We start from the raw sequence: 15,498 nt of genomic DNA on the forward strand, positions 1-15,498 counted from the left end.
CCCGCACTGGCGCGGGCCGCGTTCCTCCTGCCACACCGCGCCTGAGCGCGCGAGTGGACTATTTGGCGGGTGCTTCGGTTGTCGTGGTCGTGGTGGTGGTCATCGCCTTGTGGGCGACGTGCTTGTGCTTCTTGTGCATCGCCGGCTTGCTCATCGCCGCGCCGCCGATCTTGTTGTTGCCGGCGTCCCGGGTGTCGGCGGGATAATGATCGAGGGCATTTGCCTGCTGCGCCTTGGTCTGCTGGCAGCTGTCGGTAACCTTGGCCGAGCACTTCGGCAGGCTTGCCGGCGCAGCGGCAGGCGCGGCGGCGTCCGGTGCGGCGGCAGCGTCCGGAGCAGGGGCGGAGGCGTCCTGCGCCAGGGCAACAGTCGGCAGCAGCGCCAGTGCAGCAATCAGAATCAGGTGCTTCATCGGTAACTCCCCGGTTGGCACGGGCCGACGTTGCCCGTCGGCAACGATGCTAGCGCCAAATCGATGTCGTCGCCAAGTGTCTAGACGCTTCCGCCCGGCGTCCGGGTAGCCTAGACTCGGTAACGGGGACGGAGACGCCGATGACCGAAGTTGCCGACACGCCCGCGCTGCCGGCACTCGACCAGTTTCAGCGCTGGAGCGACCTGATCGGACGTGGTCAGCAGACCATGCTCGAGTTCATGACCCGCGAGGCTGCGCCCGCCAACCCCGACCCGTTCGGGATGCTGGCGACATGGCAGAAGGTCGCCGCCGCCGCGGCTGCAGACCCGCAGAAGATCGCCGCGATGCAGACCCGGTTCATGACCGACAGCCTGGCCTTGTGGCAGTCGTTCCTGACGCCCGGCGCATCGTCCGAAACCAAGCCCGACGTCAGGGACAAGCGCTTCAAGGATGCGGCCTGGGCCGAATTGCCGGCCTTCGACCTGATGCGGCAAAGCTATCTGCTCGCCTCGAAATACGTCCTCGAGACGACCGCGGGCCTGGACGGTCTCGACGAGCACGACAAGGCTAAGGCGCTGTTCCACGCCCGGCAGTTCGTCGACGCGCTGAGCCCGTCGAACTACCCGCTGACCAATCCCGAAGTGCTCAAGGCGACGATCGAGACCAAGGGCGAGAATCTGCTCAAGGGCCTCGACCATCTGCTCGACGACCTGAAGGCCGGGCGCATGCGGATGACCGACGAAACCGCTTTCGAGGTCGGCCGCAATGTCGCCGTGACGCCGGGCAAGGTGGTGTTCGAAAACCGGCTGTTCCAGCTGATCCAGTACGCGCCGACAACACCGGACGTGTATGCGACGCCGCTGTTGATCTTCCCGCCATGGATCAACAAGTTCTACATCCTCGACCTGACGCCGGAGAAGAGCTTCATCCGCTGGGCGGTCGAGCAGGGCCTGACGGTGTTCATCGTTTCCTGGAAGAACGCCGACGCCAGCCTGGCGGACGTCACCCTCGACAATTACGTCGGCGAAGGCATGGTGATGGCGATCGCCAAGACGCTGGAGGCGACCGGCGCCGAGCGCACCCACGCGATCGGCTATTGCGTAGCGGGCACGACGCTGGCCGCGACGCTCGCCTACCTCACCGCCAAGGGCCAGGCCGACAAGGTTGCGACCGCCACCTTCTTCACCGCGCAGGTCGATTTCGCCGACTGCGGCGACCTGTCGGTGTTCGTCGACGACGAGCAGATCGAGGGTGTCGCCAAGATGACCGAAGGCAAGGGCTATCTGCCCGGCGCGGCGATGGCGACGACCTTCAACATGCTGCGCTCGAACGACCTGATCTGGAACTACGTCGTCAACAACTACATGCTCGGCAAGGATTATCTGCCGTTCGACCTGCTCTACTGGAACAGCGACGCGACCAACGTGCCGGCGCAGTGGCACAAGGCGTATCTCGAGGACATGTACCGCGACAACAAGCTGATCGTGCCCGGCGGGATCAGTGTCGCCGGCGTGCCGATCGACCTGTCGACGGTCATGACGCCGAGCTATATCCAGGGCGGCAAGGAAGACCACATCGCCCCGGCGCGCTCGGCCTACCGGATCACCCAGGCGTTCGGCGGCCCGGTCCGCTTCGTGCTGGCAGGGTCGGGACACATCGCCGGCGTCGTCAACCCGCCGAGCCAGCACAAATACCAGTACTGGACCAACGACGCCCTGCCCGCCGCCTTCGCCGAGTTCGTCGCCGGCGCGACCGAGCACAAGGGCAGCTGGTGGCCCGACTGGATCGTGTGGCTGAGCGCGCAGTCGAGCGACAAGGTCCCGGCGCGGGTGCCGGGCGAGGGGCCGCTCAAGGCGATCGAGGACGCGCCGGGGAGATACGTGAAGGAGCGGGCGTGAACTTCCCTCGCCCGCAAGCGGGGGAGGGAAGAAAACTTAGCGCCGCGGGCCGAAGCCCGGCATGATCGGGGGCGGGGCGCGGTTGCGGTCGCGGCGGGGCTGCTGGGCCTGATAGGCGACGGCGCAATGCTCCATGCAATACGGGAAACCCGTCGCGCTCGGCTTGCCGCAGAAGTGGAAGTCGGTGTCGCCGGGATGGCCGATCGGCCATTTGCAGACCTTCTCCGACAGGTCGAGCAACGTCGTGCGCGCCGGCTTGGCATTGGTCAGCGGGCGCGGCTTCTTGATCACCGCCACGGGAACCGGGCGCGGCGCGGCGGGTGACGGCGCGGCGCTCGAGGACGCGACCGGAGTCGCGACAGAGCTGGCGATGACCTCGGCGATGGCGGCCTCGCCACCCTTCACGGGAGACGGGCGCGACTGCAGCCCGAGACGGTGCGCCTTGCCGATGACGGCGTTGCGGGTAACACCTTCGCCTAGCAGCTCGGCGATCTGGCTCGCCGTCATACCCTGCTCCCAGCTGTTGCGGAGCAGGTCGATGCGAGCGTCGGTCCACGACATGGGCGGCGGTTCCAAACTTGGCGAGACGCGGAACGGCTTGCGACGAGCGGCCCCTGACGCCTAGGAGTGGGACGATGCTCGACCAGACCGCTCAACGACCGCTGAACGATGGCCACGCCGAGCCGGGGGTGATGGTCATCCCCTCGGTCAACTGGCAGGGCCTGAAGACCCTCTACTTGAAGGAGGTGCGGCGGTTTTTCAAGGTCCAGCTGCAAACCATCTGGGCACCGGCAATCACGACGCTGATGTTCCTGGTGATCTTCGCGGTGGCGATGAGCCGTTCGCGGCCGTCGATGCTTGGCGTTCCGTTCGCCGATTTCCTCGGGCCTGGGCTGATCGTCATGGGCATGATCCAGAACAGCTTTGCCAACACGTCGTCGTCGCTGCTGATCGCCAAGATCCAGGGCACCATCGTCGACGTGCTGATGCCCCCGCTGTCGGCCGGCGAGCTGCTGGTGTCGTGGGTCGGCAGCGCGCTGACCCGGGCCTGGCTGGTCGGTCTCGCGGTGTGGGTGGCGATGCTGATCGCGCCCGGCGTTGACGTGCCGATCCGCTATCCGCTGGTGGTCCTGTATTTCGGCACGATGGGGAGCGTCCTGCTGGCGCTGCTCGGCATCCTGACCGGCATCTGGGCCGACAAGTTCGACCACGCCGCCGCGATCACCAACTTCATCGTCCAGCCGCTGACCCTGTTGTCGGGCACCTTCTATGCGATCGACAAGGTCTCGCCGACGATGGCGGCGATCAGCCATGCCAACCCGTTCTTCTACGTCATCGACGGGTTCCGGTACGGCTTCCTGGGGGTCAGCGACGGCCTCGCGCTGCAAGGTGCGCTCGTGCTGCTGGTCCTCGACGTGGGCTTGTGGTGGCTCTGCTACGCACTGCTCAAGTCGGGCTGGCGGCTCCGGCCATGACCCAGCGGCCGTGAGCCTGCGGTGATACTGGTCGCGGTTGCGCTGCTCGCCGGGGCAGCACCGTGGGAAACCCCGCAGCGGCTGGTGCCGCTTGCCGACGGGCGCAAGATCAACCTCTACTGCATCGGTACGGGCAGCCCGGCGGTGGTCCTCGAGGCCGGCTTCGGCGCAACGACGTGGGCGTGGTCGAAGGTTCAGCCGATGATCGCCCGGACCAATCGGGTCTGCTCCTACGACCGCGCAGGAATGGGCTTCAGCGACCCCGGGCCGATGCCCCGCGACGGACGCGCCGTCGTCGCCGACCTCGCGGCGGTGCTCAAGGCTGCGAAGGTCGCGCCGCCCTATGTCCTCGTCGGCCATTCGGCGGGCGCGATGACGATGCGGCTGTTCGCCGATGCCTACCCCCGCTCGGTCGCCGGGATGGTCCTCGTTGACCCGTCGATCGAGGGTCAGTTCGACGAGCAGGACGAGATGGTCGCCGCACGGGTCGCGGTGTACCAGCGCTGCGCTGCAGCCGCACTTGCCCACGCCCTGCCGTCGACCGATCCCAAGCTCGCGCGTTGCACCCCCGCCCTGTCACCCGGCCTGTCGCCGGCAATGGCGAAAGTCTTGCAGGCCGCTGCCCTCGACCCCGGCCACTGGCAGACCCAGGCGAGCGAGTATGCCGCGATCGCCGGGGCCAACACCGACGCACTTCGCGCCGGCCGGCAAGACTACGGCGACCTGCCGATCATCGTCCTGACGGCGGGCCTGAGCGCCGATGCCGACCCGCGCTGGGAGGCGCGCCACGCGGCGCTCGCCGCCCGTTCGACCCGCGGCGCCCAGCGCACCGTCGCGGGCGCATCCCACAACATCATGAAGGACGCCCCGCAGGCGGTGGTGGATGCGGTCGCCGAAGTGTCGCGCTGAAGCTGCGAAGCGCTAGAGCCTGGAGCCGCCCGAGACTTCGACGATCTGCCCGGTGATCCAGCGCGATGCGGCCGACGCATAGAAGGCGACGACGTCGGCGATGTCGTCGGGCTGGCCGATGCGCTTGAGCGCCTGCATCGACAGCACGAAGGCGAGGCCCTCGTCCGATCCGGCGAAAATCGACGACATGTCGGTTTCGATGACCCCCGGCGCGATGCCGTTGACGGTGATACCGCGGGGCCCAAGCTCCGCCGCCAGGTTGCGGATGAAGACGTTCACGGCGCCCTTGGTCATCGCGTAGGACAGGTAGCCCGGGAAAGCGGTCCGCGCGACCACCGACGACAGCACGATGATCCGCCCGCCATCGTCGGCAAGGTGCGGCAGCAGCGCCCGGGTCAGGAACAACGGCGCACGGACGTTGACCGCGAACTGCTTGTCGAACAGCTCGACCGTCTCCTGCTCATACGTGCCCCCGGCGAGGATACCGGCGTTGTGCACCAGGATATCGAGCCTGGCGCCGTCCAGCGCAGCGATCGTCGACGTGGCCAGCGCGGCAACGCCAGCCGGGGTTTCGAGGTCACCGGTCACCACGGTCGCCTTGCCCCCCGAAGCGACGATCGCGGCGACCAGCGGGCTGTCACCGGCGACGCGCTGGTGCGCGAGCACATGCGCACCGCGCGCCGCGAGGGTGGTCGCAGTCACATGCCCGATGCCTCGCGCGCTGCCGGTAACGAGTGCGATCTTGCCGGTGAGGTCGGTGGTCATGGTCCGTCTCCTGAATTGGAGACGCAGACGTAACCATCGCGGGCGACCGGAGAAGGGGCGACGTCGCGAAGATTTCGTTTGGCGGTGGTCGAGAGAAGTTTCGCGACAACAGCCCGTGTCGCGCGACGTGATGTCCGTCCCCCAGCCAAGAGACAGGGCTTGAGCCACCCCCTCCCACCCGCTAAAGGATCGCCCTTCGGGCGGCCGTTGGTGCCGCCCGTTTGCGTTGGCGAGAAGGCCCACGACGATGACGATCACGGCTATGATGCCTGTCTACGGCCGCTGCGAGGTCGCTCCGGTGCGCGGCGAAGGCTGCTACCTGTACGATGCCGAAGGGCGCGAATGGCTCGACTTCGCCAGCGGCATCGCGGTCAACGCGCTCGGCCATAGCCATCCGCACCTGATCGGCGCGATCCAGAAGCAGGCCGCGACGCTGATGCACATCAGCAACCTGTACGGCGCGCCCGACCAGGCCCGCACCGCGCAGCGCCTTGTCGACCGGACCTTCGCCGACACGGTATTCTTCACCAATTCGGGTGCGGAAGCGCTCGAGTGCGCGATCAAGACCTGCCGCCGCCATCATTTCGCCGCCGGCAACCCGCAGAAGTATCGGATCCTGACGTTCTCGAACGCCTTTCACGGGCGGACGATGGCGACGATCTCGGTGACCGACCAGCATAAGCTCCGCGACGGCTTCGAGCCGCTGCCCGACTGGGCGACGGTGCTGCCGTTCGGCGATCTCGAAGCCGCAACTGCAGCGATCGACGACAGCATCGGCGGCATCCTCGTCGAACCTATCCAGGGCGAGGGCGGCATCCGCCCCGGTACCCAGGCGTTCCTGCAGGGCCTGCGCGACCTCGCCGACAAGCACGGGCTCCTGCTCATCTTCGACGAGGTCCAATGCGGCGTCGGGCGCACCGGCGAACTGTTCGCCTATGAGCATTACGGCATCGTCCCCGACATCATGTCGATCGCCAAGGGTATCGGCGGCGGCTTCCCGGTCGGGGCGTGCCTCGCCACCGAGCACGCTGCCAGCGGCATGGTCGTCGGCACCCACGGCTCGACCTTCGGCGGCAATCCGCTGGCGATGGCAGCGGCGAACGCCTGCCTCGATATCATCGACGACCGCGCCTTCCTCGACCACGTCAAGGACATGGGGCTGCGGCTGCGCCAGGGCCTCGAGCAGATGATCCCGAACCACGATCACCTGTTCGAGAGCGTTCGCGGCGTCGGGCTGATGCTCGGCCTCAAGATGAAATCCGACAGCCGCGCCTTCGTCGGCCACGCGCGCAGCCACGGCATCCTGACCGTCGCCGCCGGGGACAACGTCATCCGCCTGCTGCCGCCGCTGATCATCGAGGAGCGCCACGTCCGCGAGGCGATCGACAAGCTCAGCGACGCGGCGCGGGCCTACGTCCCCGCCCAAGCTGCCTGACCGTGAGGCATTTCCTCGACCTCGCGACGCCCGGCAAGGCAGCGCTGCGGACGATCCTCGACGAAGCGCATCGGCGCAAGGCGGCGCGCGCCGGCTTGCCCAAGGGTGCGCTCGACTCAGATGCGCCGCTGACCGGGCACAGTCTCGCAATGATCTTCGAGAAGCCGTCGACGCGGACCCGCTTCAGCTTCGACATCGGCATGCGCCAGCTCGGCGGCTCGGCGATCGTGTCGAGCGCGGGCGACATGCAGCTCGGGCGCGGCGAGAGCATCGCCGACACGGCGCGGGTGCTGAGCCGCTTCGTCGATGCGATCATGCTCCGCGCCGATCTCCATGCCACGGTCGAGGCGCTGGCCGAGTCCGCATCGGTGCCGGTGATCAACGGGCTGACCGATCTCGGTCACCCCTGCCAGGCGATGGCCGATCTGATGACCGTCGAGGAGCGCCTCGGACAGCCGGTCGAGGGCACCTGCTGGGCCTGGCTCGGCGACGGCAACAACATGGCGCACTCGCTTATCGAGGCCGCCAGCGTCATGGATTTCGACCTCAAGCTTGGCGTTCCCCACGGCTATGACCCCGACCAGGCGGTCATGGCGACGGCGTGTGCGCGCGGCGGTTCGCTCGACGTGGTCCGCAGCGCCAAGGCCGCGGTCGAGGGTGCGATCGTTGTCGTCACCGACACCTGGGTGTCGATGGGCCAGGCCGAGACCAAGGACAAGGTCGGCGCGATGACGCCGTTCCGCGTCACCCCCGACGTCATGGCGGCCGCCCTGCCCGATGCCGTGTTCCTGCACTGTCTTCCGGCCCATCGCGGCGAGGAAGTCACCGACGCGGTTATCGACGGCGCGCAGTCGGCGGTCTGGGACGAGGCCGAGAACCGGCTGCACGTGCAGAAGGCGATCCTGCTCTGGTGCCTTGGGAAAATCGGCTGAGCTTCCTATCTGGGTGAGCCTGCCCGCCCAACGCACGTCATCCCGGCGAAAGCCGGGACCCATCTCCCGAATTCCGGTGATGGGTCCCGGCGTTCACCGGGATGACGATTGATTTTACGGAACGCTCGCCATGCTGACCGAAACCCTCGCCCCAATCGCCGACCGCTCGCTCGGCTTCTCCGTCGCCGACCGCAACGTGCGCGGCCGCGTCGTGCGCCTCGACGCCGCGCTCAACGCGGTGCTGGCGGCGCATGATTACACGGAGCCGGTCGCGCGCCTGCTGGCGGAGGCGTTGACCCTGACGGCGCTGCTCGGCGGCACGTTGCAGGACGGCGCGGCCCAGATGACGCTGCAGGCCCAGTCGACCGGCGGCGCGGTCGACCTGCTGGTCTGCGACTATCGCGGCGGGCAGGTCCGTGGCTACGTCCGCTTCGACCGCGACGCGGTCATCCCGGGGGGCATGAGCCTGCCCGGCCTCTTCGGCACCGGGCACCTCGCGATCACCCTCGACCCGACCGCGAGCAGCGAGCGCTACCAGGGCATCGTGCCGCTGGAGGGGGCGAACCTCAGCGAGGCGGTCACCGGCTATTTCGAGGGTTCCGAACAGCTCCCCACCCTCGTCAGGGTCGGCATATCGGGCAGCGCGGAAACCGGCTGGATCGCCGGCGGCATCCTGGTCCAACACCTCGCGCGGAGCGAGATCGGCGGCGAGCGGCTGTCGGTCGCCATCGACGAAGGCCGCGCCCACCCGGACTGGGAGCATGTCGTCGCGCTAACCTCGACGGTCAGCGATGCCGAACTCACCGACCCCGACCTGACCGCAGAGACTCTGCTGTGGCGGCTGTTCCACGAGGAGCAGGTGCGCGTCGTCGAGGGGCCGGTGCCCGGCCGTGGCTGCCGCTGCTCGCCGACCCACATAGCGACCGTGCTCGGCAAGTTTCCGGAGGCGGAGCGGGTTCAGATGCGTGGCGACGACGGCAAGGTCCGTGTCGACTGCGAATTTTGCGCGCGGACGTGGGTGATCGAGGTTTAGGACCGGCCCCGAACGCCGGGTGTCATCCCGGGCTGACAATGAGAGCAGTTGCAACGCCGTCCAAGCTGGACAGTCGCCGAAAATACGAGGGGCGACCCGCTGGGCCGCCCCTCGCTGCAGGCTAGAAGTGGAAGACCAGCGCAGCCGACGGGCGGATGCTCTGGAGGTCATAGGTGTCGACCGCGAGACGCAGCCGGACGCCTGAGTTCTTGGCAAGGCCACCGAGCCCGATGCTCTTCGGGCCGACTTCGACGCCGAGGCCATAGACCTCGTTGCGATCGTTGCCGAAGCCGTGGCGGCCTTCGATCCAGCGGTAACCGGCGCGGACGAAGATCAGCCCGCTCTCACCAGCGCGCAGGCCGATGCGGCCCATCGCGCCGTATTCCCACTTGATGTCCTGGAAGCCGCGGGCACCCTGACCCTCGACGCCGACGACGACCGGCCCGAGCGGCACGTCGACACCGGCAAAGGCGTCGATCGCCGGGGCGTGGGCGCCGTTGCCCTGGGTGAGCGGGCCCTTGGTCACGTCCTTGTCGAAATCCTGGTAACTGCCGCCGATGCCGAAGTACGGCGACAGGCCGAAGGCACGCGTGCCGTCGGGAGCGGTGGCGGGCGCGGTATCCTGTGCGAAGGCGACGCCGGGCGCGGCGAGCGTGGCCGCGCCGAGCGCGGCGGCGATGACGATCTTAAGCATTAAGCACCTATCTGTGACTACTGATGCCCGGACGCGTCCAACGCGAATGCCGGGACGTGCAAAAACCCTGCAGACCGATAAGGCTCCGTGGTCGGCCGAACGTTTCTGATATCAGTGGCTTATGGGCCACAGTTGTTACGGGCTGACAACGCGTAACAATTCTGTCATGGGGCGAACTGGGTCAGGCCGCGACCCGCTCCCGCACGACCGGGTTCGTAAACGTCATCCGCCCGTCCGCCACTTTCCCGTAGCGGATCGTCATCAGGTCCTTGGCGTAGTTCTGGTCGACCCGCCACGGCTTCTCGACGCCCTGCTTCGGGAATCTCCCGACGCCGCGCGCCACGTAGCCGCTGCTGAAATCGAGGAACGGCGCGGGGTCCATCGCGGCGTCGCCGCGGAGCGGGGTGCACTGGCGCATGCCCTTGGCGTCCATCGCGTTGAGCAGGCGGCAAGCGTACTCGCTGGTGAGGTCGGCCTTCAGTGTCCACGAGGCGTTGGTGTAGCCGAACACCGACACCAGGTTCGGCACGTCGGAGAACATCATGCCCTTGTAGCTGAGCGCCTCATTGAGCGCGACCGGCGCTCCGTCGACGCTGAAGTGCACCCCGCCCGCCAGCTGCATGTCGAGACCGGTCGCAGTGACGACGATGTCGGCGGGCAGTTCCTTGCCCGAGGCGAGGCGAATGCCGGTGGGCGTGAACGTCTCGATGGTGTCGGTGACGACGTCGGCGCGCCCGGCCTTGATCGCGTCGAACAGGTCGGCGTCGGGCACCAGGCAAAGGCGCTGGTCCCACGGGTTGTAGCGCGGCGTGAAGTGGGTATCGACATCGTAGTCGGGGCCGAGATGCTGGCGCACCATGCCGACCAGCCGCGCCTTGACCTTCTCCGGCTTCTTGCGCGCCATGTTGAAGAAAAACATCCCGAGGCTGACGTTCTTGAAGCGCACTAGGCTGTAGGCGAGCTTGGCCGGCAGGTGGCCCCGCAGCCAGTCCGCGATCGGGTCTGCCGCGGGGCGCGACACCACGTAGGTCGGCGAGCGCTGGAGCATCGTCGTGCTGGCCGCGGTGCGTGCGATCTCCGGGATCAGCGTCACCGCAGTCGCGCCGCTGCCGATGACGACGACGCGCTTGCCGGCGTAGTCGAGGTCTTCGGGCCAGAATTGGGGGTGGATGACCTGCCCCGCGAAACCGGCGGTGCCGGGCCATTCGGGCGTGTAGCCGGCGGCATAATTGTAGTAGCCGCTGCAGAGCATGACGAAGTTGGCGGTGATCTCGCGGGTCTCGCCGCCCTGCTCGGCGACGATCGTCCAGCGCGCGTCCGCGGTCGACCAGGCGGCGGACTTGACGTGGTGGTCAAAGCGGATGTGCGGCTCGATGCCAGCCTCGCTGGCAGTGTCGCGGACGTAGCTGAGGATCGACGGGCCGTCGGCGATCGCCTTGGCCTCGCGCCACGGCCGGAAGCTGTAGCCGAGCGTGTACATGTCCGAGTCCGACCGGATGCCGGGGTAGCGGAACAGGTCCCAGGTACCGCCGATGCTGCCGCGGCCTTCGAGGATGACGTACGATTTCGACGGGCAACGCTGCTGGAGATGATAGGCCGCGCCGATGCCCGACAGCCCCGCGCCGACGATCAGGACGTCGAAATGCTCGGTCATGGTGGTCGCCTTGACGTTAACGTCAGGCAGGATAGCGCGGATGACGTCCCGCGTGAAGCGCTGCGGAGCGCTCCTACGCAGAGGCGCCGTGAGCCGGCGCGGCGGCTTGGTGCGCGGGATGCTTGTCCCCTTCCCACTTCGCCACCACCGCAGTCGCCACCGCGTTGCCGATCACGTTCGTCGCCGACCGCCCCATGTCGAGGAAGTGGTCGATGGCGAGGATCAGCAGCACGCCCGCCTCCGGAATCTGGAAGAATGGCAGCGTCGCGGTGATTACCACCAGCGACGCGCGCGGCACCCCGGCGATGCCTTTCGACGTCACCATGAGCAACAGCAGCATACCGATCTGCGAGCTCAGCGGCAGGTGGATACCATAGGCCTGCGCGATGAACAGCGCGGCGAAGCTGCAGTACATCATCGAGCCGTCGAGGTTGAACGAATAGCCGAGCGGCAACACGAACGACGCGATCCGTGGCGGGATGCCGAAGCGCTCGAGCGCCTGCAGCAGCTTGGGGTAGCTCGCTTCCGACGAGGCCGTCGCGAAGGTGATCAGGAACGGTTCGCGGACCGCGCGGATCAGGCGCAGCACGGGCCCGTAGCCGATGACCGCGCCGCCGGCCGCGATCAGCAGCACCCACAGAATGACCAGTGCCAGGTAGAACCCGCCCATGAAGCGCGCGAAGGTGACGATGATGCCGAGGCCCTCGGTGGCGATCGAAGCGGCGACCGCGGCGAACACTGCAAACGGCGCGACGTTCATCACGTAGCCGGTGATCTTCAGCATCAGGTGGACCAAAGCGTCGAGGGCGCGAGTGATCGGGTGCCCGGCCTCGCCGATCGCGATCAGGCCGATGCCGGCGAACATCGAGAACACGACGATCTGCAGCACCTCGTTTTTCGACATCGCCTCGAAGATCGAGCTCGGCACGATATGCCCGACGAAGTCCTTGAGGTTGAAGGCGGTCTTGACCACGCCGGTGACCGCATCGACCGGCGGCAGCGGCAGCCCGACACCGACGCCCGGCTGGAGCAAATTGACCATCACCAGGCCGAGGCTGAGCGACACCAGGCTGGCGACGATGAACCACGCCAGCGTCCGCCCGAACATCCGGCCGATCGCAGCGCCCGCCCCCATGTGCGCGATGCCGGTGGTCAGCGTCGCCAGCACCAGCGGCGCGATGATCATCTTGATCAGGCGCAGGAACACGTCGGTGACGATGCCGAGGTAGCCGGCGATCGATTTCGCCTGCTCCGGGCTCGCGGCGAAACGGTTGACGGCCCAGCCGGTCGCGATGCCGACGACGAGCGCGATCAGGATGTAGCGCGTGAGGCGGTTGTTCATCGGCTGCCAAGTGGCGGGAGGCCGCCGCGGCGGTCAACGATAATCGTCAGCTCTCCTCGATACGCCGGTCGTCCTCCGGCAGCAGGGCCAGCTGGCGCCAGTCGATCTCCTCCTGGAGCAGATAATAGCTGTCGTCGCTGAGCTCGTGGGTCTCGCGCATCCATTCGAGCTTGGCGCGCTCGGCGGCGACCGCGGTCAGCCCCATCTTGCGGTAGCGGTGCCAGGCTTTCACCGCCGCAGGGTCCGCCTCGAGCGCGTAGCGGGACCTGAGCACGTCGGGCTCGGCCCCGGCCTGGCCCTCAAGCATTCCCAGACCGGCCGAGGCCAGCTTGATGCGCGCCTTGGTGAGCAGCCGGTCGCCGTCCTCCAGTTCGTCGAGCTTGAGCCAGCGGATCAACGGCGCCAGCGTCATGCCCTGGATCACCAGCGTCGCCAGGACGACCGCAAACGCAGTCAGCACGACGATGTCGCGCTGCGGAAAATCGGCGGGCAAGGCGAACGCCGTCGCCATCGAAAGCAGCCCGCGCATCCCGCACCAGCTGACAAACAGCCCTTGCGACGTGGTCGGCGGCTCGAGGTCGCCGCGCATCAGGCGCGAATAGACCGCAAGCCGGTTCCACCCCATTACCACGACGAAGCGCACGACGATCACCGCAGCGATGGTCATCCCGGCGATACCAAGCGCATCCTGGAAGCGCGCCGGCTCCATGCGGCCGACGATGGTCCGGGCCTGCATCCCCATCAGCAGGAAGGCAAAGACGTTGAGCAGGAACACCACCGTCGCCCACACCGCGAAGCTGTGGACGCGCATTCGGGGCGAGCTTTGAACCGTGCGGTCGCGGGCGATCGTCATCGCGAACGCCACGACCGCCAGGACTGCCGACAGGTGCAGTCGGTCGGCGATGATCCAGATCAGGAAGACGTTGACGAACTGGAGCAGGTTGCCGCCGAGCGTCCCCGCGACGAAGCGGTTGAGCCACTTGGCGACATAGGCGAGCGCGATGCCGAGCAGGATGCCGCCGGGCGCCGCAAGGCCGATCTGCAGGGCGACACCGCCGGTGAAGCTACCCTGCGCCTGCACCGCCAGCGCACCCGCGAACAGCAGCAGTGCGGTCGCGTCGTTGAACAGGCTCTCGCCCTTCAGGACCGTCACCGTCCGGTGCGGAACCGATACACTGCCGAGCACCGCGGTCGCAGCAGCTGCGTCGGGCGGCGCGACGATCGCCCCGAGCACGACTGCCGCAGCGAGTGGCAACCCGGCGAAGGCCCAGCCGATCCACGCGACCACTGCCGCCGTCGCCAGCACCGACACCACCGCGAGTACGAACAGCGGGCGCCACAGCTTCCACGCGGTCCCGACCGGCAGGTCGTAGGCGGCATCAAGCAGCACCGGCGCGATGAACAGCGGCAGCGCGGTGTGCGGGTCGATCAGGATCGTCGGCGCACCGGGCACGAACGCGACCCCGACACCGGCGAGCGCCAGCATCGCGGGATACGGCAGCCCCAGCCGCCGCGACACCTGCAGCAGCAGGATCGCCGCAAGCATCAGCGCCAGCAGGCTTTCGAAAAAACTCATCCGTGCAGTCTAACGCGCGGCGGACCCACCAAGGCAATCGCCACGTGGCGCAAACCTAGGCGATCAGTGCGTCGACCGTGTCGTGGAAGCGCTTGATGCCCTGCTCCAGCCCGCCGAGCAGGACGTGGTCTACCGCCCCCGACGACAGCCCGCGCTGGCCGAGCGTTGCGGCGCGGAAGTCCTCGGCCGCGAACACCCCGCCGTCGAGCAACGCCCAGCTGCGGGCCCAGTGTGCCTCCGCCTTGTCGGTCGCGGGCGCCTCCGGAATCAGCATGAAGTCCTCGACCAGCGTCCGGTCGACCGCCTGCGGCATCAGCGTCATGATGTTGATATAGTCCGGCGACGCGACGACGATGGTGCCGGGGACCAGCTGGTAGGCGAAGGTCACGGTCTTCCGGAGCGCGCCCCAGTCCGACCAGTCGATGCCCTCGAGCTTCTCCGCGCGGCCTACCGCGGAGCGCGCGTGCGGCCCGATGGTGTCGCCGGTGGTGACGCCGTCCTGGAAGAACTTGCCGATGGTGTCGGCGTGCAGTCGTGTGACGTGATAGCTCTCGAGGAAAGCGTCCATGATCAGCTTCCAGTTTGAAGCGACGTCATGGGTCTTGCGCGCGTAGAGGAACTGGTCGCCGAAGCCGAGCGCGTCGAAGTCCGCCGCCAGCGGCCCGGTCGCGAGGTCGAAGTCGTAGTTTCGGTCCGCCCTCAGGCCGACCCAGATGAGTCCGCCGGCCTCGCGCGACGGCAGCTCGACGAGGCCACGCGTCGTCTTGTCGAGACCGGGGAAAGTCTCCGGGCGGGGTAGCCCCGAGAGGCTGCCGTCGAGCTTGTAGGTCCACGCATGATAGGGGCAGACGAGGCGCGGCGTTTCGGTCGGCTCGCTCGCCTCGACCAGCCGTGTGCCGCGGTGGCGACAGACGTTGAGGAACGCGCGGACCCGCCGGTCCTTGTCGCGGGTCAGCAGGATCGGCACGCCGAAGCCGTCATGGGTTACGCTCATGCCTGGACGGGGCAGCAGCGCCGATGGTGCGACCGGCACCGGCAGGGCCTCGAACAAGCGCTCGCGCTCGGCGGTGAAGCGAGCGGGGTCGGTGTAAGCGGTGGCCGCGACCCTCGACGTGACCTCGGTCCCGCGCCCGGCCAGCGCCACCGCCGGCATCGCCTCGGCGAGCGCGAGTTGGCCCGGCGTCGGGCGGCGGAAGGGCGTGACCGCGTTCATGGCAGGCACGATACTCCCGATTGACGGGCCCGTGAACTGCGACAATCCGATTGACATAACGAACCTTTTGGGTTAATCTTGATCCTGGGTCTCGTATCCTTTGGTGAGGGCCCACCGGCGAACAGGGAGCGCTACCCTGAACTCCGGTTTCGAGTTCGAT

Annotated in this window: 14 protein-coding genes; 6 read left to right on the forward strand and 8 right to left on the reverse strand. The window is 67.7% G+C overall.

The annotated features are described in order from the left end of the window. Positions 1-58 precede the first annotated feature (58 nt). The gene (locus KX816_17770) at positions 59-412 is read right to left on the reverse strand and encodes a hypothetical protein (protein ID QXQ06021.1); all 354 of its coding nucleotides are present in this window, start codon (positions 410-412) and stop codon (positions 59-61) included. A 140-nt stretch (positions 413-552) separates the two neighbouring features. Between KX816_17770 and phaC the strand changes: the two genes are divergently transcribed. After that, positions 553-2,310, forward strand: a complete 1,758-nt coding sequence (gene phaC, locus KX816_17775; GenBank protein QXQ06022.1) for a class I poly(R)-hydroxyalkanoic acid synthase — start codon at positions 553-555, stop codon at positions 2,308-2,310. Positions 2,311-2,346: 36 nt separating this feature from the next. Here phaC and KX816_17780 read toward each other — a convergent pair whose 3' ends face one another. Beyond that, positions 2,347-2,871: a GcrA cell cycle regulator gene (locus tag KX816_17780; GenBank protein ID QXQ06023.1), complete on the reverse strand. Its 525-nt coding sequence runs from the start codon at positions 2,869-2,871 to the stop codon at positions 2,347-2,349. Between the two features lie 131 nt (positions 2,872-3,002). Between KX816_17780 and KX816_17785 the strand changes: the two genes are divergently transcribed. Together KX816_17785 and KX816_17790 are read left to right on the forward strand one after the other, a co-directional pair. Beyond that, positions 3,003-3,785 (forward strand): ABC transporter permease, encoded by a 783-nt coding sequence (locus tag KX816_17785; protein ID QXQ08655.1) that lies wholly within the window; start codon positions 3,003-3,005, stop codon positions 3,783-3,785. Between the two features lie 21 nt (positions 3,786-3,806). Next, a complete protein-coding gene (locus KX816_17790) occupies positions 3,807-4,694 on the forward strand; it encodes an alpha/beta hydrolase (GenBank protein QXQ06024.1) in 888 nt (295 codons plus the stop codon). A 12-nt stretch (positions 4,695-4,706) separates the two neighbouring features. Here the strand turns inward: KX816_17790 and KX816_17795 are convergent, their stop codons facing one another. Further along, a complete protein-coding gene (locus KX816_17795; GenBank protein QXQ06025.1) occupies positions 4,707-5,459 on the reverse strand; it encodes an SDR family oxidoreductase in 753 nt (250 codons plus the stop codon). Positions 5,460-5,706: 247 nt separating this feature from the next. Between KX816_17795 and KX816_17800 the strand changes: the two genes are divergently transcribed. The 3 genes from KX816_17800 (at position 5,707) to KX816_17810 (ending at position 8,859) form a co-directional block, all read left to right on the forward strand. After that, positions 5,707-6,894 carry an aspartate aminotransferase family protein gene (locus KX816_17800; GenBank protein QXQ06026.1) on the forward strand — a complete coding sequence of 396 codons (1,188 nt, stop codon included), beginning with the start codon at positions 5,707-5,709 and terminating at the stop codon, positions 6,892-6,894. A 2-nt stretch (positions 6,895-6,896) separates the two neighbouring features. Then, positions 6,897-7,826: an ornithine carbamoyltransferase gene (gene argF, locus KX816_17805; protein QXQ06027.1), complete on the forward strand. Its 930-nt coding sequence runs from the start codon at positions 6,897-6,899 to the stop codon at positions 7,824-7,826. Positions 7,827-7,956: 130 nt separating this feature from the next. After that, complete coding sequence (locus KX816_17810) at positions 7,957-8,859, forward strand: Hsp33 family molecular chaperone HslO (protein QXQ06028.1); 903 nt, start codon at positions 7,957-7,959, stop codon at positions 8,857-8,859. A 121-nt stretch (positions 8,860-8,980) separates the two neighbouring features. On the opposite strand, the gene KX816_17815 is transcribed toward KX816_17810, so the two are convergent. The 5 genes from KX816_17815 to KX816_17835 all read right to left on the reverse strand — a co-directional run bounded on the left by KX816_17815 (position 8,981) and on the right by KX816_17835 (position 15,338). Next, positions 8,981-9,553 (reverse strand): opacity protein, encoded by a 573-nt coding sequence (locus KX816_17815; GenBank protein QXQ06029.1) that lies wholly within the window; start codon positions 9,551-9,553, stop codon positions 8,981-8,983. A gap of 181 nt (positions 9,554-9,734) precedes the next feature. After that, complete coding sequence (locus tag KX816_17820; protein ID QXQ06030.1) at positions 9,735-11,207, reverse strand: NAD(P)/FAD-dependent oxidoreductase; 1,473 nt, start codon at positions 11,205-11,207, stop codon at positions 9,735-9,737. 73 nt (positions 11,208-11,280) lie between these two features. Continuing rightward, entirely contained in the window at positions 11,281-12,549 is a 1,269-nt protein-coding gene (locus KX816_17825) for a dicarboxylate/amino acid:cation symporter (protein ID QXQ06031.1), read from the reverse strand. 46 nt (positions 12,550-12,595) lie between these two features. Then, entirely contained in the window at positions 12,596-14,125 is a 1,530-nt protein-coding gene (locus KX816_17830) for a sodium:proton antiporter (protein QXQ06032.1), read from the reverse strand. Positions 14,126-14,180: 55 nt separating this feature from the next. Then, positions 14,181-15,338, reverse strand: coding sequence for an aromatic ring-hydroxylating dioxygenase subunit alpha (locus tag KX816_17835; protein QXQ08656.1), 1,158 nt, complete (start codon positions 15,336-15,338; stop codon positions 14,181-14,183). Positions 15,339-15,498: the final 160 nt, after the last annotated feature.

This window comes from Sphingosinicellaceae bacterium, assembly GCA_019285715.1.
Taxonomy (GTDB): Bacteria; Pseudomonadota; Alphaproteobacteria; order Sphingomonadales; family Sphingomonadaceae; genus Glacieibacterium.

Bases quoted from the DNA above. Each gene is read 5' to 3' on its own strand.
- KX816_17770 (QXQ06021.1), bottom strand. From the start codon at position 412: ATGAAGCACCTGATTCTGATTGCTGCACTGGCGCTGCTGCCGACTGTT.
- phaC (QXQ06022.1), top strand. From the start codon at position 553: ATGACCGAAGTTGCCGACACGCCCGCGCTGCCGGCACTCGACCAGTTT.
- KX816_17780 (QXQ06023.1), bottom strand. From the start codon at position 2,871: ATGTCGTGGACCGACGCTCGCATCGACCTGCTCCGCAACAGCTGGGAG.
- KX816_17785 (QXQ08655.1), top strand. From the start codon at position 3,003: ATGGTCATCCCCTCGGTCAACTGGCAGGGCCTGAAGACCCTCTACTTG.
- KX816_17795 (QXQ06025.1), bottom strand. From the start codon at position 5,459: ATGACCACCGACCTCACCGGCAAGATCGCACTCGTTACCGGCAGCGCG.
- KX816_17800 (QXQ06026.1), top strand. From the start codon at position 5,707: ATGACGATCACGGCTATGATGCCTGTCTACGGCCGCTGCGAGGTCGCT.
- KX816_17810 (QXQ06028.1), top strand. From the start codon at position 7,957: ATGCTGACCGAAACCCTCGCCCCAATCGCCGACCGCTCGCTCGGCTTC.
- KX816_17815 (QXQ06029.1), bottom strand. From the start codon at position 9,553: ATGCTTAAGATCGTCATCGCCGCCGCGCTCGGCGCGGCCACGCTCGCC.
- KX816_17820 (QXQ06030.1), bottom strand. From the start codon at position 11,207: ATGACCGAGCATTTCGACGTCCTGATCGTCGGCGCGGGGCTGTCGGGC.
- KX816_17825 (QXQ06031.1), bottom strand. From the start codon at position 12,549: ATGAACAACCGCCTCACGCGCTACATCCTGATCGCGCTCGTCGTCGGC.
- KX816_17830 (QXQ06032.1), bottom strand. From the start codon at position 14,125: ATGAGTTTTTTCGAAAGCCTGCTGGCGCTGATGCTTGCGGCGATCCTG.
- KX816_17835 (QXQ08656.1), bottom strand. From the start codon at position 15,338: ATGAACGCGGTCACGCCCTTCCGCCGCCCGACGCCGGGCCAACTCGCG.